At 69.3% G+C, this 23,150-nt stretch carries 24 protein-coding genes; 10 read left to right on the top strand and 14 right to left on the bottom strand.

Annotated elements, in window-relative coordinates:
- Positions 1 to 64: 64 nt before the first annotated feature.
- The 5 genes from LY40_RS00205 to LY40_RS00185 form a co-directional block, all read right to left on the bottom strand.
- Entirely contained in the window at positions 65 to 1,552 is a 1,488-nt protein-coding gene (locus LY40_RS00205) for a S8 family peptidase (protein WP_258935592.1), read from the bottom strand.
- 361 nt (positions 1,553 to 1,913) lie between these two features.
- Positions 1,914 to 2,834, bottom strand: a complete 921-nt coding sequence (locus tag LY40_RS00200; RefSeq protein ID WP_183783392.1) for an ABC transporter substrate-binding protein — start codon at positions 2,832 to 2,834, stop codon at positions 1,914 to 1,916.
- The gene (locus LY40_RS00195) at positions 2,831 to 3,517 is read right to left on the bottom strand and encodes an ABC transporter permease (protein ID WP_183783390.1); all 687 of its coding nucleotides are present in this window, start codon (positions 3,515 to 3,517) and stop codon (positions 2,831 to 2,833) included. The genes LY40_RS00200 and LY40_RS00195 overlap by 4 nt, the downstream gene beginning before the upstream one ends.
- Entirely contained in the window at positions 3,514 to 4,209 is a 696-nt protein-coding gene (locus LY40_RS00190) for an ABC transporter permease (protein ID WP_183783388.1), read from the bottom strand. The genes LY40_RS00195 and LY40_RS00190 overlap by 4 nt, the downstream gene beginning before the upstream one ends.
- 7 nt (positions 4,210 to 4,216) lie before the next feature.
- On the bottom strand, positions 4,217 to 5,329 hold the full coding sequence (locus LY40_RS00185) for an ABC transporter ATP-binding protein (RefSeq protein ID WP_258935547.1): 1,113 nt from the start codon (positions 5,327 to 5,329) through the stop codon (positions 4,217 to 4,219).
- 177 nt (positions 5,330 to 5,506) lie between these two features.
- Here LY40_RS00185 and LY40_RS00180 point away from each other — a divergent pair, with 177 nt between their 5' ends.
- A complete protein-coding gene (locus LY40_RS00180) occupies positions 5,507 to 6,934 on the top strand; it encodes a bis-aminopropyl spermidine synthase family protein (protein WP_183783384.1) in 1,428 nt (475 codons plus the stop codon).
- A 90-nt stretch (positions 6,935 to 7,024) separates the two neighbouring features.
- Here LY40_RS00180 and LY40_RS00175 read toward each other — a convergent pair whose 3' ends face one another.
- Positions 7,025 to 8,191, bottom strand: a complete 1,167-nt coding sequence (locus LY40_RS00175) for an NAD(P)-dependent malic enzyme (protein WP_183783382.1) — start codon at positions 8,189 to 8,191, stop codon at positions 7,025 to 7,027.
- A 346-nt stretch (positions 8,192 to 8,537) separates the two neighbouring features.
- Between LY40_RS00175 and LY40_RS00170 the strand changes: the two genes are divergently transcribed.
- Entirely contained in the window at positions 8,538 to 9,143 is a 606-nt protein-coding gene (locus tag LY40_RS00170) for a dTDP-4-dehydrorhamnose 3,5-epimerase family protein (protein ID WP_183783380.1), read from the top strand.
- Between the two features lie 135 nt (positions 9,144 to 9,278).
- Here the strand turns inward: LY40_RS00170 and LY40_RS00165 are convergent, their stop codons facing one another.
- Positions 9,279 to 10,898, bottom strand: coding sequence for a GMC oxidoreductase (locus LY40_RS00165; RefSeq protein ID WP_183783378.1), 1,620 nt, complete (start codon positions 10,896 to 10,898; stop codon positions 9,279 to 9,281).
- Between the two features lie 352 nt (positions 10,899 to 11,250).
- Positions 11,251 to 11,754, bottom strand: coding sequence for a hotdog fold domain-containing protein (locus LY40_RS00160; protein WP_258935546.1), 504 nt, complete (start codon positions 11,752 to 11,754; stop codon positions 11,251 to 11,253).
- A 60-nt stretch (positions 11,755 to 11,814) separates the two neighbouring features.
- On the opposite strand from LY40_RS00160, the gene LY40_RS00155 reads away from it, so the two are divergent.
- Positions 11,815 to 12,405 (top strand): histidine phosphatase family protein, encoded by a 591-nt coding sequence (locus tag LY40_RS00155; RefSeq protein WP_258935545.1) that lies wholly within the window; start codon positions 11,815 to 11,817, stop codon positions 12,403 to 12,405.
- Between the two features lie 55 nt (positions 12,406 to 12,460).
- The gene (locus LY40_RS00150) at positions 12,461 to 12,937 is read left to right on the top strand and encodes a GNAT family N-acetyltransferase (protein ID WP_372497749.1); all 477 of its coding nucleotides are present in this window, start codon (positions 12,461 to 12,463) and stop codon (positions 12,935 to 12,937) included.
- Positions 12,938 to 12,984: 47 nt separating this feature from the next.
- Here the strand turns inward: LY40_RS00150 and LY40_RS00145 are convergent, their stop codons facing one another.
- Positions 12,985 to 13,455, bottom strand: coding sequence for a hypothetical protein (locus LY40_RS00145; RefSeq protein ID WP_183783370.1), 471 nt, complete (start codon positions 13,453 to 13,455; stop codon positions 12,985 to 12,987).
- 225 nt (positions 13,456 to 13,680) lie between these two features.
- On the opposite strand from LY40_RS00145, the gene LY40_RS00140 reads away from it, so the two are divergent.
- Both LY40_RS00140 and LY40_RS00135 read left to right on the top strand, forming a co-directional pair.
- Positions 13,681 to 14,823 carry a diacylglycerol/lipid kinase family protein gene (locus LY40_RS00140; protein ID WP_258935544.1) on the top strand — a complete coding sequence of 381 codons (1,143 nt, stop codon included), beginning with the start codon at positions 13,681 to 13,683 and terminating at the stop codon, positions 14,821 to 14,823.
- 287 nt (positions 14,824 to 15,110) lie between these two features.
- Positions 15,111 to 15,365, top strand: coding sequence for a WhiB family transcriptional regulator (locus LY40_RS00135; protein ID WP_183655860.1), 255 nt, complete (start codon positions 15,111 to 15,113; stop codon positions 15,363 to 15,365).
- 315 nt (positions 15,366 to 15,680) lie between these two features.
- Here the strand turns inward: LY40_RS00135 and LY40_RS00130 are convergent, their stop codons facing one another.
- Entirely contained in the window at positions 15,681 to 17,165 is a 1,485-nt protein-coding gene (locus tag LY40_RS00130; RefSeq protein ID WP_183783366.1) for a sensor histidine kinase, read from the bottom strand.
- Between the two features lie 207 nt (positions 17,166 to 17,372).
- Here LY40_RS00130 and LY40_RS26460 point away from each other — a divergent pair, with 207 nt between their 5' ends.
- Positions 17,373 to 17,447, top strand: coding sequence for a 50S ribosomal protein bL37 (locus LY40_RS26460; RefSeq protein WP_369299109.1), 75 nt, complete (start codon positions 17,373 to 17,375; stop codon positions 17,445 to 17,447).
- 168 nt (positions 17,448 to 17,615) lie between these two features.
- On the opposite strand, the gene rsrA is transcribed toward LY40_RS26460, so the two are convergent.
- Entirely contained in the window at positions 17,616 to 17,966 is a 351-nt protein-coding gene (gene rsrA / locus LY40_RS00125; protein WP_183783364.1) for a mycothiol system anti-sigma-R factor, read from the bottom strand.
- Positions 17,963 to 18,670, bottom strand: a complete 708-nt coding sequence (locus LY40_RS00120) for a sigma-70 family RNA polymerase sigma factor (protein ID WP_183785542.1) — start codon at positions 18,668 to 18,670, stop codon at positions 17,963 to 17,965. The genes rsrA and LY40_RS00120 overlap by 4 nt, the downstream gene beginning before the upstream one ends.
- Before the next feature lie 235 nt (positions 18,671 to 18,905).
- On the opposite strand from LY40_RS00120, the gene ybaK reads away from it, so the two are divergent.
- Entirely contained in the window at positions 18,906 to 19,382 is a 477-nt protein-coding gene (gene ybaK, locus LY40_RS00115) for a Cys-tRNA(Pro) deacylase (protein ID WP_258935543.1), read from the top strand.
- 74 nt (positions 19,383 to 19,456) lie between these two features.
- Here ybaK and LY40_RS00110 read toward each other — a convergent pair whose 3' ends face one another.
- Both LY40_RS00110 and LY40_RS00105 read right to left on the bottom strand, forming a co-directional pair.
- Positions 19,457 to 20,071, bottom strand: a complete 615-nt coding sequence (locus LY40_RS00110) for an alpha/beta hydrolase family protein (RefSeq protein WP_183783361.1) — start codon at positions 20,069 to 20,071, stop codon at positions 19,457 to 19,459.
- Positions 20,068 to 20,892: an SOS response-associated peptidase gene (locus LY40_RS00105; RefSeq protein ID WP_258935542.1), complete on the bottom strand. Its 825-nt coding sequence runs from the start codon at positions 20,890 to 20,892 to the stop codon at positions 20,068 to 20,070. Before LY40_RS00105 ends, LY40_RS00110 begins: the two co-directional genes overlap by 4 nt.
- 172 nt (positions 20,893 to 21,064) lie before the next feature.
- Here LY40_RS00105 and rsgA point away from each other — a divergent pair, with 172 nt between their 5' ends.
- Positions 21,065 to 22,063 carry a ribosome small subunit-dependent GTPase A gene (gene rsgA, locus LY40_RS00100; protein ID WP_183783357.1) on the top strand — a complete coding sequence of 333 codons (999 nt, stop codon included), beginning with the start codon at positions 21,065 to 21,067 and terminating at the stop codon, positions 22,061 to 22,063.
- 163 nt (positions 22,064 to 22,226) lie between these two features.
- Positions 22,227 to 23,069: an SCO4651 family lipoprotein gene (locus LY40_RS00095; protein WP_183783355.1), complete on the top strand. Its 843-nt coding sequence runs from the start codon at positions 22,227 to 22,229 to the stop codon at positions 23,067 to 23,069.
- Positions 23,070 to 23,150 lie beyond the last annotated feature (81 nt).

Here is a 23,150-nt window from a genome sequence, read left to right as displayed (position 1 = left end):
TGGGGGTTTTCACGTGACCGCCCGGTCGGGGGTGTAAACCGGGCGGGCGTGCGTCACGCCGGACTTACAGGGTGAGGGTCCAGCTGTTGAGCGAACCGGTGTCCCACGAGTAGGCGTCGGTCACCTTCAGCGTCCACTCGCCGTTCGGCTCGGAAACACCCGACAGGTCGACCGTGTAGGTCTCGTTGATGTCGTCGCGGGAGTCGTACCCCGACGTCTTCAGGTTGTAGTCCGAACCGTCCGGGGCAACCAGGTCCAGCGCGATGTCACCGCGGTAGGAGTGAGTGATGCCGACGTCGACCGTGGCGTCGGCCGAGGCGGCCTCACAGCCGGAGACCGTGACCGTGCTGGTCACCGAGCCGGCGTCCGGGATGTCGGTCGTGTCGTTGTTGGTCACGGCCTCACAGTCACCCGGCTCCGGGTCCGGCTCGTCCGGCGGCGTCGAGCCGTCGCCCACCACGTTCAGCAGCACGTTCGGCGAGTCCGTGCCCGGGTCGGACACGACACCCTCGGAACCGCCCGCAACCAGCGCGTCACCGACCTGCTGCGGAGTGGCGTCCGGGTTCGCCGACAGGTACACCGCGGCCGCACCAGCGACGTGCGGGGTCGCCATCGACGTGCCCGAGATCGTGTTCTCCGAGGTGTCGCTGTCGATCCACGCGGAGGTGATGTCACTGCCCGGGGCGAAGATGTCCACGCAGGAGCCGATGTTCGAGAAGCTCGAACGGGCGTCGGTGTTGGTCGTGGAGCCGACCGTGATGCCCTCCGGAGTACGGGCCGGCGAGGAGTTGCACGCGTCGGCACCGTAGTCGTTGCCCGCGGCCAGACCGTAGGTCACGCCGGAGGCGATGGAGTTCTGCACGGCCTCGTCGATCGCGTCGGAGGCACCGCCGCCGAGGCTCATGTTGGCGACCGACGGACCCGAGGCGTTCTCGGTGACCCAGTCGATGCCGGCGATGACGCCCGCGTTGGTGCCGCTGCCCTGACAGTTCAGCACCCGGACGCCGACCAGATCGACGTTCTTGGCGACGCCGTAGTCGGTGCCGCCGACGGTGCCGGCGACGTGCGTGCCGTGGCCGTTGCAGTCGGTCGCGTCGTCGTCGTTGTCGACGGTGTCCACACCGTGTGTGGCCCGGCCGCCGAAGTCCTCGTGCGAGGTCAGAATGCCGGTGTCGATGATGTAGGCCGTGACACCGTCACCGTCGTTCGGCGAGGAGTAGTTGTCGTCGAGCGGCAGCTCAGGCTGGTCGATTCGGTCCAGCCCCCACGACGGCGGGTTCGCCTGGTCCGCGGTGGTGTGCATGGTCTGCACCTGCTCGACGTAGTCGACGGCAGGGTCCGCCGCGATGCTCTTGGCCTTCGCCTCGGACATCTCGGCCGAGTAGCCGTTCAGCGCGCTCGAGAACCTGTGCTCGACCTTGCCGCCCAGGTCGGCGGCCGTGGTCGTCACGCCGTCCTTCAGTTTGACGATGTACTTGCCGGCGACCGCCGTGTCCGCATTGGCACCGATGATGGTGCCTTCCTGCGGTACGGCGCCCGCGGTGCCCGCCATGCCCAGCACGAGGGCCGCGGCGGCTGTGCCCACCCCGACGGCCGTGCCGATCCTTCGCTTGTCGGTACGCACGCTTTTCCCTTCCGTTCGAACTTTGTCCGGAATGGGCCGAACAGTAAGCGAGAAAGCGGCGAGATCACATCAAGGAAAAGTTTCCCAGAATGGCGACGAAAGTAGTATTCCTACTCCGTTCGACGCAATCACGGCGGCGCAATGGTCCATACGTTCCGGGAAAATGCGTTCAAACCGTGACCAGCAGGTGCAATTCGCGTTGCACCGCCGCGGCAAGAACCATCGTTCAGCCCCCGACGAAGGTCTGCTACCAAGGTCGCACCCCTGCCGTCGTGCGACGGGAGTGGAATCACCGATTCCGGGCCTGCGCCAGGAACTCGTCGGCGATGTCGGCCGGATTGCGTTTCCGCTCCGAGAACTCAACGTTCAACTCCGTCAGTTTCTCGGTCGTGAGGGCTGCCGATACACGGTCGAGCGCATCGCGTTCGCGTTCGGACAGCGATCCTTCGACGGCGAACGGCACGATGTTCTGCGCGGGGAACATGTCGCGATCGTCCTCCAACGGCACGAACCCGTTGGCATACACGGAGGCCGACGTGCTGAACATGTTCGCCACCTGCACTTCGCCGGACCGCAGCGCCTCCACCGTCACCGGCCCGCCCGTGTCCGTCGTGCGGATCTCCTTGAACTCACAGCCGTACAGCTCACGGATCTCCCGACGCCAGCGCTCGCCCCACTGGCCCGGCCCGCCGAACACGAGCCGGTCGCAGCGCGGAGCAAGATCCGAGATCGTGCGCACGCCCTGTGCTGCCAGCTCCTCCCGCACGACGAGCATGTCGGTGTTCTCTGCCGGGGACTGGTCCAGCACCTCCAGCCCCTCCGGCAGCGCACGGGGCAGCTCCCGGTAGACCTCGTCCGACGTCGTCGCGGACGTGTCCTGGTCGAAGTACCGGAGTAGATTGCCGCTGTAGTCGGGTGCGAGCGTCAGCGAGCGGTCCTGCAATGCCTGGACCAGCACCTCACGACCACCGACCGGCGGCCGCACCGTGACGTCATCGGCCCCCGCGCCGCGCAATGCACCGGCGTAGATCTCCGCGAGCAGCAGGCTCTCCCCGACGTCGGAGGCGCCGATGACGATGCGCCCGTCGTCGCCTCCCTCGGCCCCTCCGCGCAACGGGTTGCCGCAGGCGGTGGCCAACACCAGTACCGCGCACACGGCGATGATCCGTCGCCATCGACCGATGACCCCGTGGCTCGACGCACCGATCATGCGGGCCCCTTCGACCTCGTGAGTTCGGCCAACCGCACGCCGCGCGGCACCACGATCCGCTGCAACCCCGCCAGCAGCAGATCCAGCACCACCGCGAGTGCCGCGGTGAGCACCGCACCGGCCACGACCTCGGCATAGTCGAGAATGGCCAGTCCGTCCATGAGATAACGGCCTAGGCCGCCCAGCCCGACGTACGCCGCGACTGCGGCCGTCGCCACGAGCTGCAGCACCGCGTTGCGCACCCCGCCGAGCACCATGGGCAGTGCGATGGGCACCTCGACCTGCCACAGCCGTTGCATCCCGCGCATACCGACCCCACTCGCCGCATCGACGACGTGGGCATCGACCGACTGCACGCCCGCGTACGTGCCCGCCATGACGGGTGGCACCGCCAACACGACCAGTCCCACGACCGCCGCAGGCGTGCTCTCGGCCAACAACAGGAAGAACAGCGTGACCACACCGAGCGTCGGCAACGCACGCACGATGTTGCCGGCCCCGACCAGCAGCACGGCACCTCTGCCGGTGTGCCCCACCAGCAGTCCGAAGGGAACGGCGATGACCAGTGCGATGGCCAGTGCCAGGGCGACATAGCCCACGTGTTCGAGCACGCGGGCCGGCACGCCCCCTGGGCCGCTCCAGTTCGCAGCGTCGCCGAACCACGCGACAGTCTCGGCGATCATGCTGCGACCTCCTCGTCAGCCCGCCTCGTGGGAGCCGGACGCTGCCACGGGGTGAGCACCCGGCGCAGCAACACCAGCAACAGATCCACCACGAGTGCGAGCAGGAGGGTCAGTACGACACCGACCACGATCGGCGCGTAGTACTCGCGCTGGAAGCCGTCGGTGAACAGCCTGCCGAGCCCGCCCACCCCGATGAGCGCACCGACACTGACCAGGCTGATGTTGCTGACCGCCGCGACCCTGACCCCCGCGGCGAGTACCGGCACGGCGAGCGGGAGTTCGACACCGAAGTACCGGCGTGCGGGCCGGTATCCCATGGCTGTGGCGGACGCCGTCACGGCCTGCGGCACGGCGGCGATGGCGTCGAGCATCGGGCGCACCAGCAATGCAGCCGTGTACAGGGACAGCGCGACGACGACGTTGATGCTGTCGAGGATCGTCGTGCCGATGACGCCGGGGATGACGACGAACAACGCCAGCGACGGGATCGTGTAGACGAGGTTCGCCACGACGGCGAGCGTTCCGCGTACCTGAGGCCACGTCTGCCCCAGCCACCCCGCACCGACGGCCAGCACGACACCGAACAGGATCGGCAGCAGGGCCAGGTAGCCGTGCTCGGCCAGCGCAGCCCACAGCTGGGCGCGGGTGTTCGCGCTGCCGAGGTAGGTGCCGAGCTCGTCGATGAGACTCATGTCGCGGTCACGCTCTCGCGGTGCGGCTTGTCGCGGTCGCACTGGCAGGGTGCCGCTCGATCACGTCGAGCACGTGGCGCGCAGTGACGACCCCGACGGCCGCGCCGTCGTCGTCCACCACGACGCCGAGGCTCGCGGGCGAGGACAACGCGGCATCGAGCGCACCGCGCAGGGATGTGCCCCGCCGGTACAGCGAGCCGCCCGCGACGAGATCCGCCTCCGCCAGTGATCCGTCCACTGTGGAGCCGGGTGCGAGCCAGCCGCGCGGCCTGCGCTCGTCGTCGATCGCGAGCCGCCATTCGCCGGACTCTCCGGGCACCGAACCGATCTCCACGGTGACGACCTCGCCGACCTCGAGAGCGCCCGCCGACAGGAACGACAGCCCCCGGTAGCCACGGTCCTTGCCGACGAACTCCGCGACGAAGTCGTCGACCGGATGGCGCAGCACGTCGGCGGGCGTGCCGTACTGCGCCAACCTGCCGCCCACCCGCAGGACGGCGACCCGGTCTCCGAGCCGGACCGCCTCGTCGATGTCGTGCGTGACGAACACGATCGTCTTACCGAGCCGCCGCTGCAGGTCGAGCAGCTCGTCCTGCAACCCCTCCCGCACGACCGGGTCGACGGCCGAGAACGGTTCGTCCATGAGCAGCACCGGTGGATCCGCCGCGAGAGCGCGCGCGACCCCCACCCGCTGCTGCTGACCCCCGGACAGCTGGGCCGGATATCGCGAACCCAGCTCGGCGGGCAGGCCGACCGTGTCGAGCAGCTCACCGGCCCGGCGGCGCGCCGACCTCCTGCTCCACCCGGACAGCATCGGCACGGTCGCGATGTTGCCCAGCACGGTCCGATGTGGAAACAGACCCGCGTGCTGGATGACGTAGCCGATTCCGCGCCGCAACTCGGCCGGATCGATGTCACGCACGTTGCGCCCGTCCAACAGCACGTCGCCGTCGGTGGGCTCGACCATCCGGTTCACCATGCGCAGCGACGTCGTCTTGCCGCATCCGGAGGGACCGACGAACACCGTCATGCTGCCGTCCGGCACGGTCAGCGACAGCTCGTCCACCGCTGCCGCCCCACCCCCGTACCGCTTGGTGACGCCGCGGAACTCGATCGTCATGGTCGTCTCCCTGCTCCCTCGGCACCGGGACCTGCCAGCCGTACCCGTGACGCTGTGAACCGGATCTGTGACCCGGGTGACAGGTCTGCACGACAGTAACCGAGGAGGCCGACAGAATCGCGCCTCGAGGTCGGCCGGGCGTCCGCTCCGCTGCTCAGGGCCTCTAGGGTAGGCGCCATGAATTCGGTGCGTCAGGTGTTCGGCGTGGACGCGAAGTCACTGCGACATGCCATCGCGTTACTGGCCGAGCGCAGCTGGCAGTTCGACGACCTCGTGCGCGAACTGGCCGCTCCCCGGCGCACGGTCGAGGAACTGCTCCAGGCCCTGGGTGACGACCTCGAACGGGACGGCGACCGCGTACGGCTGCGTCCCGACGTCGTCGACGACCACCGGGAGCAGGCGGGCAGTCCGCACACCACCGACGGCCTCGAGGCGGAAGTCGCGCGCCACATCGCGCACGTGCCGCCGCCGCTGCCAGCGCTCGACCACGTGCAGGCGACCGCCGACACCGTGGTGCGCCGCGCGCGCTGGCTCGACGAGCACTACGACCTGCGCACCACCCGACTGACGTTCCTCGGCGATCACGACCTGACCTCCCTGGCGGTGCGTGCGCTGCGCCCCGAGGCCGACCTGACGGTCATCGACGTCGACGATCGCATCCTCGACTACGTCGACCGGCAGAGCTCCCGGACGATCCGCACCGTCCACGCCGACCTGCGGTTCGGCCTGCCGCTGTCGGTGATGGGCAAGGCCGACATCGTGTTCAGCGACCCGCCGTACACCCCGGAGGGCATGGGGCTGTTCGCCACCAGGGGGCTCGAATGCCTCGCCGATCCGCCTGCGGGACGCCTGGTGCTCGCCTACGGCTACAGCCCTCGGCATCCGGCACTCGGCCACCGCACGCAGCGAGCGCTCGTCGGTCTGGGCCTCGCGTTCGAGTCGATCGTGCCCGGTTTCCACCGCTACAGCGGAGCGCAGGCGATCGGCAGCGCGGCCGACCTGTACGTGTGCCAGCCCACCACGAAGGCGCGCAAAGGCGGCAGGAAGACCAGCAAGCAGACCATCTACACGCGCGGGGCACAGTCGCTCGAGGCGGGCGAGACCACGGCCGAATTGCTGACCGCGCTGCGGAGTATCGCGGGGCACAACGGACTCGACGTCGAAGAGCGCGGCGCCGACTGGACGAAACCGGTCACGACGAAGCCCGGCACGGCCGTGGCCGTGGACCTCGGTGCCGATCCAGGGCCGTGGCTGCTGCGCACGCTGTTGGCCGTGAACGCCGACCGGGTGGCGGTGCTGCTGCCGAACTCGCATCCCGACCTCGTCGACGCGGCATCACAGCGCGGGCTCACCGACCTGATCGGCCCGAAGTACCGCCTCCGTCTGCTGCGCAGCACGCCCGACAACACGCACGCGGTGGTCGTCGCCGAACCGCCGGCCAGCGCCACCGGTCACACCGACGCGGCGGCACGGGCCCTGCTCACCCGGGCGCACGGCCGGCTGGGCAACATCTGGCCGGACGCCCCCGACGACGTCTCCGACGACCGGCTCATCGACCTGCCGCGGCACCGCGTCGCCGAGGTCCGCAACGAGCTGGGCGACTGACTCTTCCGACGAACTGCGAGGGCCCCGTGGTCGGCCGGGAACGCCTGACCACGGGGCCCTCGCAGTGCTGAGAGCGTGACCGGCCGGAGGTCAGCCGACGACGCCGTCGGCTTCCGCGGCCTTGGCGACCGCGGTGGCGACCTCCTCGGCGACCCTCGGGTCGAGGGGGCTCGGCACGATGCGGTCGGCCGAGAGCTCATCGGCCGCCACCGACACGATGGCCTCCGCCGCCGCGAGCTTCATGTTCTCCGTGATCGCCCGCGCACCGGCGTCGAGCGCCCCGCGGAACACACCGGGGAACGCCAGCACGTTGTTGATCTGGTTCGGGAAGTCGCTGCGACCGGTGGCCACCACGGACGCGTACTTCGCCGCGACGTCCGGATGCACCTCCGGGTCCGGGTTGGACAGTGCAAACACGATCGGTTCCGGCGCCATCGTCGCGAGCAGGTTCTCGTCGATCGTCGCGCTCGACAGGCCGATGAACACGTCCGCGCCGGCCATGGCCTCGTCGATCCCGCCGCGCAGGCCCGCCTTGTTGGTCGTCTCGGCGAGTTCGTCCTTGATCGCGTTGAGGTTGTCCCGGCCCGCGTGGATGATCCCTCGCGAATCGAGCATCGTCACGTCACCGACACCTGCGGCCTGCAGGATCCTCGCGCACGCCACACCCGCGGCACCCGCGCCGGAGATCACGACCCGTTGGTCGGCGATGTCACGGCCGGCCACCAGGTTCGCACCACGCAGCGCGGCGAGCACCACGATGGCCGTGCCGTGCTGGTCGTCGTGCATGACCGGGCAGTCCAGCGCCTCCTTGAGCTTGTCCTCGAGCTCGAAGCACCGGGGCGCCGACACGTCCTCCAGGTTCACCGCGCCGAACGAAGGGCGCAGCCGCACCAGCGTTTCGACGATCTCATCGACGTCGCTGGTGTCCAGCACGAGCGGGATCGAGTCCAGCCCGGCGAACGTCTTGAACAGAACCGACTTGCCCTCCATGACCGGCAGCGAAGCGCTCGCGCCGATGTCACCGAGTCCGAGTACCGCCGTGCCGTCGCTGACCACTGCCACGAGCCGGTCCGCCCACGTGTAGCGCTTCGCGAGCGCGGGCTCCTGCTCGATGGCGCGGCTGACCTTCGCTACCCCGGGGGTGTAGGCGATGGACAGGTCACGTGCTTGCGTGATGGGCCGGGTGGCCGACACCGAGAGCTTGCCGCCCTCGTGTCCGCCGAAGATGTCGTCGTCACTCACCTGAGCTTGGGACACGTCTATCTCCAGGGCTGAAAAAGGGAACTGCCAGCGGACACTCCGCTGGCTCGTGGGCTCCTTGGTCCCGGCGACTCGGCGCGGTAGCACCGTACTGCCGGCAAGGTGTCCGTCATAAGGCCCTTGGTTCAGGCGTAGCCGCGGACGCGGCGGTTCGTCCAGTGTGACATCTTCTGCGGCGATCGGCCGTGCCGGTGCGGCCCGGATCACAGATATCGACCCATTTGCGCAGGTCACGTCACCGATAGCAAGACGGACGTCCGACTTGGGTGGCTGCCCGACCGCCCACCCGTCACCCACCGCCACCCGACCGGACCCGCTCCGCGGGGCTGCATAGGATCCCGGCATGGAAGCCCGCACGCTGGCCGTCCCGCACGCCGTGGAGTTCACCCCGCCGGTCTTCGGTGACCAGCGCGGCCTGTTCACCGCCCCGTTCCAGGAGCCGACGTTCCTCGAAGCCGTCGGGCATCCGATGACCGTGGCGCAGACCAATCACAGCGTGTCCCGGCGTGGCACGATCCGCGGCATCCACTTCGCCGACGTCCCACCTGGCCAGGGCAAGTACGTCTACTGCCCGAAGGGTTCCCTGCTGGACGTCGTCGTGGACCTGCGCACGGGTTCTCCCACGTTCGGCGCATGGGACACGGTGACGCTCGACAGCCGGACCTTCCGCGGCGTCTACCTCGCGGAGGGCCTGGGGCACGGCTTCATCGCGCTCGAGGACGACACGATCATGTCGTACCTGTGCTCCACGTCGTACAACCCGCCCGCCGAGCACGGCATCGATCCCCTCGACCCGGACCTCGGCCTGCCCTGGCCCGGCGACGTCGAGTACCTCCTCTCCGACAAGGACCGCGCCGCCCCTTCGCTCGCGGAGGCCCGCGACTCCGGCCTGCTGCCCCGGTACGAGGACTGCCTCGCCCGCTACGCGGAGCTACGCGCGAACGCGTGACGCCCAAGGGCACCGTTGGGGCATCGAACGCAGCCACGCACCAGCGTGCCGATGAGGGGCGGTGGCCGGGCCCGCGGACGGGAGCCCCAATTGTTCTCTTTGGGCACGCCACCGCCACCACGGTCGTGACTGCGGTCAGCTGCGGATGTCCTCGGCCAGGATCCGGTCGACGTTGCGCTCCGCCAGGGCGGTGATGGTCACGAACGGGTTCACGCCGGTGCTGCCGGGAACCAGGGCGCCGTCGATGACGTACAGGTTGTCGTAGCCCTTGACGCGCCCGTACAGGTCGGTCGCCTCGCCGAGGACCGCACCGCCGAGCGGGTGGTAGGTGAACCGGTTCTCGAACGCCCGCGTGTCGCCGAACAGGTCGTGGCGGTACACCGTGTTGTTGACCCCGTTGATCCGGTCGAAGTGCACCTTGGCCGCGTCGATCGATGCCTGCCCCTGCTCGGCGGTCCAGTGCAGCTTCGCCGAGTCGGACGCCGCATCGTAGGTGAAATGGCCGCGCGCGGGGTTCTTCGTGATCGCCAGGTACAGGCTGACCCACAGCTCGACACCCGCCGGCATGGGTGCGATCTCGGCGAACACCGGGTTGTCGGGGTCGTCCCAGGCGTCGATTCCCAGCGCGGGCATCCCGGACTGCAGCGTCCCCGTGAGGTCCCACGCGTGGTTGGCGCGCCCGAGCATGACGTTGCCGTTCGGGCCCCAGCCCTGCCCGATCTCCTCGCCGAGACCGGGCAGCGTGCCGGTGTCCCTGGCGCGCAGGAGCAGTTCGGTGGACCCGATGCTGCCCGCACCCAGGAACAGATGCCTCGCGCCCATCTCCCGCCGCGCGACGGTGCCGCCCGTCTCGTCGAGTTCGCGCACCGTGAGCCGATACGTACCGTCGGCGCTGCGGCGGATGTCACGCACCTCCTGCAACGTCTTGATCGTGACGTTGCCGGTGCCCAGGGCTGCGGCGAGGTAGGTCTTGTCGAGCGAGCGCTTACCGTGGTTGTTACCGAAGATGACCTCGGAGTCGAGCGCGGATCGCGGCACCTCCCCCGCCTCTTCGCGACGCATGTAGTCGAAGTCGTAGACGCTCGGCACGAACGCCGTGCGGTAGCCGGCCTTCTCGGCGTGTTTCCGCGACAGCCGCGCGTACCGATACGAGTCGCAGTCCTCGAACCAGTCCCGGTCGATCTCGTTGACGCCGAGTGCCGCGTTGGCGCGCGGGAAATAGGTGCCGTACATCTCGTCGGCGTCGACGTCGGGAAGGATCTCCTCGAAGTACGACCGCCGCGGCGTCACGGCCATGGCGCCGTTGACCAGGGACCCGCCGCCGACTCCACGGCCGAGGTAGACGGACATGTCCCCGTAGTGCACGCGGTCGAGCACACCGGCGTAGCGCTCGATGTTCGTGTTGATGTCGATCCACAGGAACGACGCGAGCGGCATCTCGCTGCGTTCCTTGAGCCACATGGACCGTTTGTCGGGCGAGAGCATCGGCGAGAAGACCGAGCCGTCCGCGGTCGGCGTGTCCCACAGCTGCCCCATCTCGAGCATGACCGTCGGAATGCCGGCCTCGCCGAGCCGCAGCGCCGTCGCCGCAGCGCCGTAGCCCGTGCCGATCACGACGGCCGGGGAGAAGTCCGGCAGGCCGTCACGGCCGTCGGCCGCGTGCGCTGGCCGAGTGGAAATGGTGGTGAGGCCGTAGGCGGCGGCCGAGCTCAGAGCCGCGTACCCGAGGAACTTCCGGCGGGACAACTGTGTCATGGATCGGAATGCTGAACCGCCTACGCGCGAGTAGACAAGCAAAAACGCGAAGACACTTCACATTGAGACGGAAGTTCACTCGGTTGACTTAACAACGAGTGCCCGCGGCCTCACCGATACCGACACGAACCTCGAAGCCGGAACACCTCGGAACCGGGGCACGCCGAAACCTGAGCACACCGAAGTCCGAACACGCCGAGGCCCGAACACGCCGAAGTCCGAACACACCGGGTCCCGAACACGCCGAGGCCCGACCGCACCGACGCCCGGGCACACCGAAACCCGAGGACGTCGAGACCCGAGGACACCAGGAACGGAACGGTCCGGGCATCACACCCGGCCGCCGCCCGGGTCACTTCCTCGCGGTCACCCAGATGGTGATGTCGGCGGTAACGACCGTCCGGCCGGACCGGTCCTGAACGGCGACCGGCACGAGCACCTCGACGCCCTCGTCGCCGCTCTCGGGAAGCTGTGGCAGCTCCGGCAGTTCGGCGACGGCCGTCAGCGACGTCCCCGCCTTCGCGACGTACGACACCGACATCCCCTTCGGAATCCACCGGTGTGTGGCCGGGACCGTCGCCTCCGCGAGCATGCCCATCGCGATCTCGGCGAGATTGCAGGCTGCGATGGCGTGGAAGGTCCCGAGGTGGTTGTGCACGCCCCACCACTTCGGTGCCGCCACCTCGCAGCGCCCCGGCCGCATGTCCCGTACCCGCGGCAGCACCGAACCGAAGTACGGCACACGCAGGCACAGCGCCGCGGAGAACACACCCTTGCCGATCGCCGAGCCGGACAGCTTCCGCCACATCGCATAGGTCGGGTTGATCGCCGGGCTCGCCACATCCTGAGAGGTCATACCCGCATATTACCCGCCAGTAACCGGCCGGTGAGCACGGTGCCGAGATACGGTTCCCCCGTGTCCGAACACTCGATCCTGCTCCTCCGGCACGGCCAGACCGAATGGTCCGCCACGGGCAAGCACACCAGCCACACCGACGTCCCGTTGACCGGCGTCGGCGAGCGCCAGGCGCACGCCGCGGGCCGCACCTACGCCGTCCTGCACGGCGGCACGGCCCCCGCTCTCGTGCTGTGCAGTCCGCGGGTACGCGCACAGGACACGGCCCGACTGGCCGGCATCGACGTCGACGAGACCTGCGACGAGCTCGCCGAGTGGGACTACGGCGAGTACGAAGGCATCACGACCGAGCAGATCCACCGCAACGTCCCCGATTGGACACTGTGGACCGACGGCGCGCCGAACGGCGAAACCCCCGCTCAGGTCGCTGCCCGCGGCGACCGCGTACTCGAGCGCGCCCGTAAGACGCTGACCGACGGCGATGTCGTGCTCATCGGCCACGGCCACTTCAGCCGGGTACTGATCGCCCGCTGGCTCGGCCTCGACGCCGCGCTCGGGGAGGGCTTCCGCGTCGACCCGGCGAGCATCTCCGCGCTCGGCTACGACCGAGGCGCGCCGCAGATCCGCCACCTCAACGTCCCGCCCACCTGAACCGGCACCGACCCGCGGCCCCGCACCTCACACCCGCGGTGCGAAGCTCGAGGTCATGACGATCCGCCGAATCCGCACCGACGACGTCGATGCCGTCGTCGACCTGGTCCACGCGCTCGCCGAGTACGAGAAGGCTCCCGACGAGTGCCACCTGACCTCCGAGCAGCTGCACATCGCGCTGTTCGCGGACAAGCCCGCCCTCTACGGCCATGTCGCCGAGGCTGACGGGGAGGTCGTGGGCTTCGCGCTGTGGTTCCTCAACTTCTCCACCTGGCGCGGCGTGCACGGGATCTATCTGGAGGACCTGTTCGTCCGTCCCGAGCACCGCGGTTCGGGCCTCGGCAAGGCGCTGCTCGCCGCGCTGGCCGCCGAATGCGTCGAGCGCGGGTACGCGCGCCTCGAATGGTGGGTGCTGAACTGGAACCCGGCGAGGGTGTTCTACGAATCGCTGGACGCCGTGGCCATGGACGAGTGGACGGTCTACCGCCTCACCGACGCCCCGCTGCGGAAACTCGCCGACGAAGCGAGCTGACCTCCCGCCGACCTCACGTCCGGCGCAGCTCGTGAGTTGGGAGCGCCTCAGCTGTCACCGGGTTCGTCGCGTTCACGTTCGGCAGCCCGTCCGGACACGCCGCCGCGCCGGGCCGCCTCATCCTCCGTCTCGTCGGGCCGCTGGCCGAGCACCCACGCGCGCGAGTCCCTGCGGAACAGCAGCACGATCACGGCGACACCGGCGATCATGATCGGCACCCCGAACGCCGACTGGTCCGACGGGCCTGCCGCGTACCAGCCGACACCCACGAGGATCATCGCGACGACGAGGGACGGCGACCGCGCCCAGGTCTTGCCCAGCAGCAGCCCCGTCGCACAGGCCAGCACGGCGACCCCGAGCACGACGTAGTAGCTCACCTCGGCGGCCAGGTCGGGGCTCCTGCCGGTGACCGCGAGCATGATTCCGATCGCGATCAGTGCGATGCCCGGCAATGCCGTCAGCAGCCCCGCGTACCGGACTTCGCGGGGCGCGGGCGAGATCTTGTCGGCGAGCGCCACGAGCGGGCCTTCCCTCGGATGTGACCGTGCGTGAACGGTTTCGATGGTATGCCACCCGGACGGCCGTTTTCCGGTGCCCACCATCGGGACAAGGATTCGAGGTGTCGTCGATGAGCCGGCGGTCGTCCGGGGTGCACTCGTCACGGCGAAAGTCGACACGTTCGCCGACCATGCAGGAGGCAGCAGGCGAGGAGAACGGGCTGACGATTCACCTACGCTGGACGAGTGCGCGCAGTTCTCGTCGTGAATCCGCAGGCCACCGCCACCTCACCGGGAGGGCGTGACGTTCTGGCGCACGCCCTCGCCAGTCAGGTGAAGCTCGAGGTGGTCGAGACCGAGCACCGTGGTCACGCGATGACGGTCGCCCGTGCGGCCGCGCGCGGCGAACTCGGGGACGTCGGCCTCGTCGTCGCGCACGGCGGGGACGGCACGGTCAACGAGGTCGTCAACGGCCTCATGGACGGTGCAGGACGCGCTGCGCGCTACGCCTCCGGAGGCCTGCGCGATGCCCGCGACCCCTCAGCGCACAGGGACACTGCGCACGACGACACGGCGCACAGGGACACGGCGCGCGGAGACGTGGGGCACAGAGACTTGGGGCACATCGTTCGGCCGGAGTCACCGGCCGGCCCCGGTTGGACGTCGCCGGTGCCCGCGCCGATGCTGGGTGTGGTCCCCGGCGGTTCCGCGAACGTCTTCGCCCGCGCGCTCGGCCTGCCCCGCGACCCCGTCGAGGCGACCCACCGGCTGTTGCACGCCGTGGACACCGGCTCCACCCGGCGAGTCGGGCTCGGCATCGCCGACAGCGGAGGCACCGCACGCGCGGAGGACACCACGGGCGCCGTCGCGAGCGGAGCGCGCTGGTTCACGTTCAACGCGGGCCTGGGCTGGGACGCGGACGTCGTCGCAGGCGTGGACGCCAAGCGCGGCAAGCGCACGAGCCCCGCGCTGTACACCCGTACGGCCGTCTCCGCCTATCTGAAGCCGCCGCACGGCAGGCCCGCGATGAGCCTCGACCTGCCCGGTGAGGATCCGGCGGACGTGCGGACCGTGTTCGTCTCCAACACCGACCCGTGGAGCTACCTCGGTTCTCGCCCGGTGCACCTGAACCCGACCAGCTCGTTCGACACCGGACTGGGGCTCTTCGCATTGCGCGGGATGGGTATGGCGACGGTGCTGCGCTACCTCAGGCAGGCCTTGCACCAGGGCAAACACCGAGGTCGACGGCTGATTCGCCATGACGACGTGTCATCCGTCTGCGTGAAAGCCGAAAAACCCGTAAACTTTCAGGTCGACGGAGACCTGGTCGGAACGCGCACCAGGGTGGAGTTCCGGAGCGTCCCACGGGCGCTCACCGTCGCGGTATGACTGGTCGCAGCCGGTGAACAGCAACCAGCTGATCACCTCCGGCAAACCCCGGTTGCCGCTTATCGACGCTGAGGCTCCACTCGCCGCAAAGTTCGGTCGACGGGCGGCGTTGCTGAAACGCAAAGCCGCAGGTCAGATCGGCGTTTTGCGGCCGTGACCTGACTCACCGATCCGCCGAAAACACTTGTCGAAGCCCGGGACTCGTGAAAGCATTCACAAGCACCCCGAAAACGACCGCCAAGACGACGTTGGCGCGGCACCCCCGCGTCTTGAGAAGGAGCTCAAGAATGGACTGGCGCAACCGCGCGGCCTGCCGAGACGAGGACCCGGAACTCTTCTTCCCCGTGGGGACGAGTGGCCCCGCTCTCTCGCAAGTAGCCGCCGCGAAGGCAGTATGCCACCGCTGCACTGTCGCTTCCGACTGCCTCGCCTGGGCCCTGGCCAGCGGCCAGGACGCCGGTGTGTGGGGCGGCATGGACGAGGACGAGCGTCGTGCGCTCAAGCGTCGCCGCGCACAGGTCGGTCAGCACAGCAACGCCTGAGCAGACCGTCGCAGGCAATACGACCTGCCTTTTGCCCGGATTGACGTAAATACTTTTACTGGGGCCGTGGCAAAAGGTTTGAGGGCCGGCATCCCTATTCGGGTGCCGGCCCTCAAGCGTGTCCGGGGCAGGTCGGGCGAATGCATTCGGCTGCCCGGTTACCGCGAATGTGCGCGGTTTCCGACGGCGTCGTCGAGCGCGTTCTCGCGCCGTTCCAGCAGTTCCCTGCCGCCGATGTCGTGCCTGCTCACCGGCTACGGACTCACGCCGGAAACGCCCGGCGGCAGAAATCCGGACGCTTTCGCGGAATCCGATTCAGCCGCGACGGTTGAGCGGCACCCGTAGCGTTGCCTCGGTGCCGCCGTCGCTGCCGCCCCGCAACGACAGCGACCCGCGCAGCTCGGATTCCACCAGCGTCCGCGCGATCTGCAGCCCGAGTCCGTCGGCGCGCTCCAACGAGAACCCGGGTGGCAGGCCACGTCCGTCGTCGCGAATGGCGATGTCGAGCCGTCCGGCCGACCTGTCGACCGCGATCTCCACCTCGCCGGCCTTTCCCGGTTCGAACGCGTGCTCCACGGCGTTCTGCACCAGTTCGGCGACCACCATCACCAGCGGCGTGGCGATATCGGCCGCGACGACGCCGAACGAACCGCTGCGCGAGAGCTTCACGTGCGCTTCCGCGGTGGCGACCTCACCGACCATCGGCAACACGTTGTCGAACAACTTGTCGAGATCGACCTTCTCGTCCACCGACATCGACAGTGCCTCGTGGACCATGGCGATCGACGACACGCGGCGCACCGACTCGGTCAGCGCCTGCCGCGCCTCGCCACTGGGCGTCCGGCGGGACTGCAATCGCAACAGGGCGGCGACGGTCTGGAGATTGTTCTTCACCCGGTGGTGAATCTCGCGGATCGTCGCGTCCTTCGACATCAGCGCCCGGTCGCGGCGCTTGACCTCGGTCACATCGCGGGCGAGCACGAGCGCACCGGCCGGCCTTCCGGCAGGGCGCAGCGGCAGGGCGCGGAACAACGCGACGGCGCCGCGACGCGACTCCGCCTCCGCGCGCGTGCTCGGCTTGCCCGCAATGGCATCGAGGATGCGGTGTGAGATCTCGGTCGCGTCGAACGGGTCGCGGATCAGGGATCGCGTCAACGGTGCCAGCCGCGCACCGATCAGATCCGACTCGTACCCCATGCGGTGGTACACGGACTGGCCGTTGGGGCTGGCGAACACGACCGTGCCGTGCTGGTCGACGCGGATCAGCCCGTCACCCACCCGCGGGCTCGTGTGCACGTCGGTGCCGCCGTCCGGGCTCGGATACGTACCGTCGGCGAGCATCTGGCACAGGTCGGCCGCGCTTCCCAGATAGGCGATCTCGAGCGGGCTCGGCACCCGCGGCGACGCCAGGTTCGTGTCGCGGCTCAGCACGGCGACCGCCCGGTCGCCGAACCGCACCGGGATCGCTTCCCTGCGCATCGGCAGGTCGTTGTACCAGTGCGGTTCCTCTTCACGGCACAGCCGCAGCTCCCGCGCGGCCCGCGAGAGCTGCGGATGCTCCTCCGGGGTGAACCGCGTGCCCACCACGTCCTCGACGTGCGCCGTCGGACCGGTCGTCGGCCGCACCTGCGCGACGCACACGAAGTCGCCGTCCCCGCCCGCGACGGGAACCCACATGAGGAAGTCCGCGAACGACAGATCCGCCAGCAACTGCCATTCGGCCACCACGAGTTGCAGATGGTCGACCGCCTCGCCCGGCAGGCCTGTGTTGTCGGCGAGCAGCTCCGCAAGTGTGGACATCGGTTATCGACCACCGCACATCGTCAGGATTCGTACGCGGACCGGTCGTGATCCGCTCTGCCATACTCCCACCCGGCCCGCCCGGCTCCCACCTGTCGGCAGCAGGCATCACAGCCGACGGCCTCCGGCGGGAGCCTTCCCGCCCAGCCGAAGGGACCGCGGAGCCTACATGCGACACTGGAGTCAGCAAGTCATGGAGGAATGAACATGTCGAAGCGTGCACGTAAGCGCCGCGATCGCAAGAAGAACAAAGCGAATCACGGCAAGAAGCCCAACTGCTGATCCGCCGCCCCGAGCGGCCGTCAGCAACGGCGAAGACCCCGGCACTTCCGCGGAAGTGCCGGGGTCTTGCTGTGCTATGGGTGCTGTGACCGTGTCATGGGTGCTGCGACGTCATGAGTGCCGTGACGGGGCCCGTGTCGCGGAACACGACGTCCGCATCGGCTCCGGTCAGGCGCCGTCGGAGCCTCCGCGGATCTGCTCGATCGTCAGCTCCGTCTCGCTGAGCCGCACACCGCCGCGTTCCTCGACGGTCCTGCGGATCGACGCCCGCAGCCGCTCCTTGAGGTCCACCGGCGCCTGCTCCCCGCCACACTTGCGGTGCAGCAGCTGCTTGATCTGGTCGTCGATGCCGTACTCCTCGAGGCACGGCGGACAGTCCTCGATGTGCTTGCGCAGCTGCGCGTCACGTTCGGCGCTGCACTCGCGGTCGAGCAGCAGGTAGATCTCGGCGAGCGCCTCGTCGCAGCACACGTCACGGCCCTGCTCGGGCTTGTGGTCCGGATGTTCCAGGGTGCTCATCGGCCCGCCACCTCCCGCGTCGCGTTCGCGGGCCGGATGAAACCACGGTCGGTGGCGACGTCGGCGAGCAGGTTCCGGAGCTGGCTGCGACCACGGTGCAACCGCGACATCACGGTGCCGATCGGCGTGTCCATGATCTCGGCGATCTCCTTGTAGGCGAAACCCTCGACGTCGGCGAGGTACACCGCCAGCCGGAACTCCTCGGGCAGCTGCTGCAGCGCCGCCTTCACGTCCGTGTCGGGCAGCTTGTCCATGGCCTCGACCTCGGCCGACCGCAGTCCCGTCGAGGTGTGGCTCTCCGCCTGGGCAATCTGCCAGTCGGTGATCTCCTCGGTGGGCTGCTGCAACGGCTGCCGCTGGCGCTTGCGGTAGCCGTTGATGAACGTGTTGGTGAGGATGCGGTACATCCACGCCTTGAGGTTCGTGCCCTTCTTGAAAGAAGAGAACGCCGAGTACGCCTTGAGGTAGGCCTCCTGGACGAGATCCTCGGCGTCGGCGGGGTTGCGGGTCATGCGCAGCGCGGCCGAGTACAACTGGTCGATGAGCGGCATCGCGTCCCGCTCGAACCGCGCGATGCGAGCCTGCTCGTCCTCGGGGCTCTCGGCCTCCGCGGCACGGTCGGGCACGGCCGTCGCCGTCTCGGCGCTCGGTCGCTCGGTTGTCTCGGCGGTTGCGGGCTCGGCAGAGTTCTGCGTGCTCGGCAAACCGTTCCCTTCCAGATCGGTGGCCGGGTCGACGATGATCTCGGCGCTCGTGCTGTGCCTCTCACGCCGGCTTCGGGTCCCCGCCACCGACGGCACATATGTCTCGTTCGAGGATACGCCTCGGGCGCTCTCGGGTCTGGTCAGAATCGTCGGCACACCCCCTGCAACGACGACCCTCGATCGGGTATTCCCACCCCCGGCGGCTGCGTTCCGCGGGTCGCTTAGCCTGCACCTCATGGCGGGCAAGGGGACACCGGCGACGGCACTGTTGGCCAAGCGCGAGTTCGAGCACAGACTCCACACCTACGAGCACGACCCGCGCCACGAGTCGTACGGACTGGAGGCCGCCGAAGCGCTGGGGGTCGAACCGGAGCGGGTGTTCAAGACGCTCGTCGCGACCGTCGACGGCGCGCCGACCGTCGGGGTCGTGCCGGTCACGGGCCAACTCGATCTCAAGGCGCTCGCCGCAGCCACGGGCGGTAAGAAAGCGAAGATGGCCGACCCGACCCTGGCGCAGCGGGCGACTGGTTACGTCGTCGGCGGGATCTCACCGCTCGGCCACCGCTCGCGGCTGCCGCTCGTCGTCGACGCCTCCGCCGAGACGTTCACCACGGTACTGATCTCGGGCGGCCGCAGGGGCCTGGAGATCGAACTCGCCCCGGCCGACCTCATCGCGCTGACTGCAGCGACCGTGGCATCTATCACGTCCTGACTCACCCGTGCGGGTGAGCACTCCGTAGGGCTATCGGTCGGCATGCAGAGCCCGTGGGCCGGTCATGGTCCGTCTCAGGACACGAGCGGGCGGGTCACGCGGGCAAGCCACTCCGAAGCCGCCCGCGCGACGCCGTCGAGGTCGGCCTTCAGGCTGTGATCGCCCTGCACCATGACGATCTCCCGGTGCGGTCCCGCCACCGGCCTGCCGAACGAATCCTTCTCCCCCTGCACCACGAGGGTGGGTACCCGGACGCCGTCCAGCTCGGCCTGCCTCGACTTCTCCGGCTTGCCCGGCGGGTGCTCGGGGAAGGCGAGGCACAGCACCGCATCCGCCTGTCCCTGCTCGGCGGTCCGGCACGCCACGCGCGCTCCCGACGACCGCCCGCCGAACACCAGCGGCAGTCCTTCGAACCAGCGGCCGGACAGCTCCTCGACGACCGCCAGCCACGCCGCGTCCAACTGTTTCGCGGGCGCAGGCGCCTTCCGTCCGGCCACGCGGTACGGCTGCTCCACGAGCGCCACGTGCACACCCTGTTTCCGCGCCGCTCCGGCGACGGCGACGAGGTCCGGCGCGTCGATCCCGCCTCCCGCACCGTGTCCCAGCAGCAGTCCCGCGCCGGCCTCGTCGGCGAGGTGCAGTTCGACCCGCGCCGGGCCGTGCGGCGTGTCCACCTGCGCCGTGGTCATCGCGCACCCGGCACGTCGAACAGGGCGGCCTCCGAGGCCGCCGCACCCTCGCCGTCGAGCTCGACCGCCTCGTCGGCGCGGTCGAGCAGCTGCGGGCCGTTGTTGCGCACGTTGTTCACCAACGTCGACACCGGACGCAGCTCGAGCGTGTCGACGACGTCGAGGCCCGGCGGTTCCAGCAACGACGTCGCGTCCGTGCGGTCGGGGTCGAGCCAGTCGTGCCAGCGGTCCGGCGGCATCAGCAGCGGCATCCTGTCGTGGACCTCGACGAGCCGGCCACGCGCCTCCGTGGTGATGATCGAGCACGTCACCAGCGGCGGAGCATCCGGATCGCCCTTCGGGTCACGCCAGGTCTCCCAGATGCCCGCGAACGCGAGCGACGATCCGTCCCCGCTGGTCATGAAGAACGGCTCTTTCGGCGCCTTCTTCTTCGGCTGTCCGTCCGGAACCGGCCCGACCTTCCACTCGAACCAGCCGTCGGCCGGGATCAGGCAGCGGCGCCGCGACAGTGCCTTGCGGAACGCGGGCTTCTCCGCCGCGGTCTCCGCACGCGTGTTGATCATGCGGTTGCCGATGGCGGCGTCCTTCGCCCAGAACGGCACCAGACCCCAGCGCAGCACCCGCAGGGCACGCTCGGCCGGCGCGTCGGCGTCCACATTGCCCTCGGCGTCACGAGGGTGCCGCTCGACGACACCGACCACGTCCTTGGTCGGTGCGACGTTGTAGTTCTCCGCGGGTGCGTGCCCCTCCGTGCCGTCGGCCGCCTCGAACTCCTGCATCAACGCGGCCGGGCTCTTCGTGGCGGCGTAACGGCCGCACATGGCGTCTCCCTGTGTTCGTCGACGGACTCCTCACCCAGCGTGGCACGCCTGCCGACCCCGGGCGAGGCCGATGAGGGATCATTACCCACCGACGAGCCCGGCGGCAACGCCGTGCGCCGCGGCGGCGCGGGCTCGATCCTCGGTAGGTGAACCGGCAGGAAGGTGAACGTCCGTGGCCCGTGGCGACTGGCGCAGGCTCGACGAGAGCGACGTGCACGTGCGCCCCGGAAAGAGCACCCGTCCGCGCAGCAAACGCCGCCCCAGCCACGCCGACGCCGTACCCGCGATGGTCACGTCGGTCGACCGCGGCCGCTGGCGGTGCGCCGTCGAGTCCGATCCGGACCGTGCCATCACCGCCATGCGCGCCCGCGAGCTGGGCAGGACGCCGATCGTCGTCGGCGATCGCGTGCAACTCGTCGGCGACGTCAGCGGCAAACCCGACACGCTCGCGCGGATCGTGCGCGTCGAGCAGCGCTCCAGTCTGCTCCGGCGCACCGCCGACGACACCGATCCGTACGAGCGGGTGGTCGTCGCCAACGCCGAGCAGCTGCTCATCGTCACCGCACTCGCCGACCCGCCGCCGCGCACCGGGTTCATCGACCGGTGCCTCGTCGCCTGCTACACGGGTGGACTCGACCCGGTGCTGTGCCTGACGAAGGCCGACCTCGCCTCCCCCGACCAGCTGCTGGCCGAGTACGCCGACCTGGCGGTACCCGCCGTCGTGACCAGCCGTGACGGCGACATCGACGACCTCGTCGAACGGCTGGCCGGCCGGGTGTCGGCGTTCGTCGGGCATTCCGGCGTCGGCAAGTCCACGCTCGTCAACCGGCTCGTGCCGGAGGCGGAGCTCGCGACGGGCGAGGTCAGCGCGGTCGGCAAGGGCAGGCACACGTCGGTGAGCGCAATCGCGCTGCCGCTGCCCGGTGACGACGCGGGCTGGGTCGTCGACACCCCTGGGGTGCGTTCGTTCGGACTCGCACACGTCACGGCCGACGACATCGTGGGCACGTTCAGCGGATTCGCCGAAGCCGCTGAGGAATGCCCTTCGGGCTGCGGCCACCTCGGCCCGCCCGCGGACCCGGACTGCGCGCTGGACGACGTCGAGGGAACCGGCGCGCGGCTGGCTTCCCTGCGGCGGCTGCTGGCCTCCCGTGCGGGCCTCGAACCGTGACGAACCGCGACGGCTGAATCACGCGGGGTCGTGCAGGCCGTGACCTCCTCGCGTCGAGGCACCCGCGAAGCGTGGCACAGGCCACGGAACCGCTACCGTGATCGGCACATCGAAGTGGAAAGCGGCGCAGCAGCGCCTGCATCGACGATTTTGGGGATCTCACATGCGCAAGACCTCTCTGGTCGCCGGGTTCGCAGCCCTGGTGCTCACCCTGTCGGCCTGTGGTGGCGGCGACGACAACGCCGCTGGTAACGGCGGCTCGGGCGACGACGGTAACGGCAGCACCTCGGTCGGCAACCTGTTCAAGGACGCCAGCACGCTGGCCGACGCCGCCTCGCAGAGCACGTCCGAGAAGAAGACCGCCAAGTTCGACGGGACGATGTCGCTCGGCGGCCAGGACATGACCTACAAGGGCGAGGGCGAGTTCGGCAGCGAGCCGAAGGTCAGCATGACCATGTCGATGCCCGGCGGCGGCCAGGAGATCGAGACCCGGATGATCGGCCAGACCATGTACATGAACATGGGCGGCACCTGGATGAAGGGTGACATGGCCGAGCTCGGTCAGGGCGGGGCGCAGAGCGCCGAGATGAACGACCCGACCAAGATGCTCGAGTTCGCGCAGAAGGCCGGCGAGATCACCGACAGCGAAGAGACCACGCTGGACGGCGAGCCGACCACGCACTACACGCTCGACCTCGACTTCGCGAAGCTCGCCGAAGAGGTCGGCCAGATGACCGGCGCCAACAAGGCCATGTTCGACGGCGTCGAAGCCACCATCCCGATGGAGATCTGGCTCAACAGCGAAGACCTGCCCGTCAAGGTCACGATGGACATGAGCGAGATGATGAAGCAGGTCGCCGAGAAGGCAGGCGGCAACGCCTCGCAGATGGCCCAGGGCGGCATGACCATGGAGATGAACTACACCGACTGGGGGACTCCGGTGAACGTCGAGGAGCCTCCGGCCGACCAGGTTCAGGAGATGCCGTCGAGCGGCATGCCGAACTGACACACCCCTGCCGGTCTCCGGCGTCCGACGAGCCCCGGGCTTTCGCCGTCGCGCGAAAGCCCGGGGCTTTCGGCTGCGCAG

Source organism: Prauserella salsuginis (assembly GCF_024648885.1).
Taxonomy (GTDB): domain Bacteria; phylum Actinomycetota; class Actinomycetes; order Mycobacteriales; family Pseudonocardiaceae; genus Prauserella; species Prauserella salsuginis.
The sequence above is the reverse complement of the archived record's forward strand: the minus strand, read 5'-3'. Positions and strand labels throughout refer to the sequence as shown.

What these genes read in the sequence shown, in the direction of transcription:
- LY40_RS00205 (WP_258935592.1), bottom strand. Translation starts at nt 1,552, where the DNA reads ATGGCGGGCACCGCGGGCGCCGTACCGCAGGAAGGCACCATCATCGGT.
- LY40_RS00200 (WP_183783392.1), bottom strand. Translation starts at nt 2,834, where the DNA reads ATGATCGGTGCGTCGAGCCACGGGGTCATCGGTCGATGGCGACGGATC.
- LY40_RS00195 (WP_183783390.1), bottom strand. Translation starts at nt 3,517, where the DNA reads ATGATCGCCGAGACTGTCGCGTGGTTCGGCGACGCTGCGAACTGGAGC.
- LY40_RS00190 (WP_183783388.1), bottom strand. Translation starts at nt 4,209, where the DNA reads ATGAGTCTCATCGACGAGCTCGGCACCTACCTCGGCAGCGCGAACACC.
- LY40_RS00185 (WP_258935547.1), bottom strand. Translation starts at nt 5,329, where the DNA reads ATGACGATCGAGTTCCGCGGCGTCACCAAGCGGTACGGGGGTGGGGCG.
- LY40_RS00180 (WP_183783384.1), top strand. Translation starts at nt 5,507, where the DNA reads ATGAATTCGGTGCGTCAGGTGTTCGGCGTGGACGCGAAGTCACTGCGA.
- LY40_RS00170 (WP_183783380.1), top strand. Translation starts at nt 8,538, where the DNA reads ATGGAAGCCCGCACGCTGGCCGTCCCGCACGCCGTGGAGTTCACCCCG.
- LY40_RS00165 (WP_183783378.1), bottom strand. Translation starts at nt 10,898, where the DNA reads ATGACACAGTTGTCCCGCCGGAAGTTCCTCGGGTACGCGGCTCTGAGC.
- LY40_RS00160 (WP_258935546.1), bottom strand. Translation starts at nt 11,754, where the DNA reads ATGACCTCTCAGGATGTGGCGAGCCCGGCGATCAACCCGACCTATGCG.
- LY40_RS00150 (WP_372497749.1), top strand. Translation starts at nt 12,461, where the DNA reads ATGACGATCCGCCGAATCCGCACCGACGACGTCGATGCCGTCGTCGAC.
- LY40_RS00135 (WP_183655860.1), top strand. Translation starts at nt 15,111, where the DNA reads ATGGACTGGCGCAACCGCGCGGCCTGCCGAGACGAGGACCCGGAACTC.
- LY40_RS00130 (WP_183783366.1), bottom strand. Translation starts at nt 17,165, where the DNA reads ATGTCCACACTTGCGGAGCTGCTCGCCGACAACACAGGCCTGCCGGGC.
- rsrA (WP_183783364.1), bottom strand. Translation starts at nt 17,966, where the DNA reads ATGAGCACCCTGGAACATCCGGACCACAAGCCCGAGCAGGGCCGTGAC.
- ybaK (WP_258935543.1), top strand. Translation starts at nt 18,906, where the DNA reads ATGGCGGGCAAGGGGACACCGGCGACGGCACTGTTGGCCAAGCGCGAG.
- LY40_RS00110 (WP_183783361.1), bottom strand. Translation starts at nt 20,071, where the DNA reads ATGACCACGGCGCAGGTGGACACGCCGCACGGCCCGGCGCGGGTCGAA.
- LY40_RS00105 (WP_258935542.1), bottom strand. Translation starts at nt 20,892, where the DNA reads ATGTGCGGCCGTTACGCCGCCACGAAGAGCCCGGCCGCGTTGATGCAG.
- LY40_RS00095 (WP_183783355.1), top strand. Translation starts at nt 22,227, where the DNA reads ATGCGCAAGACCTCTCTGGTCGCCGGGTTCGCAGCCCTGGTGCTCACC.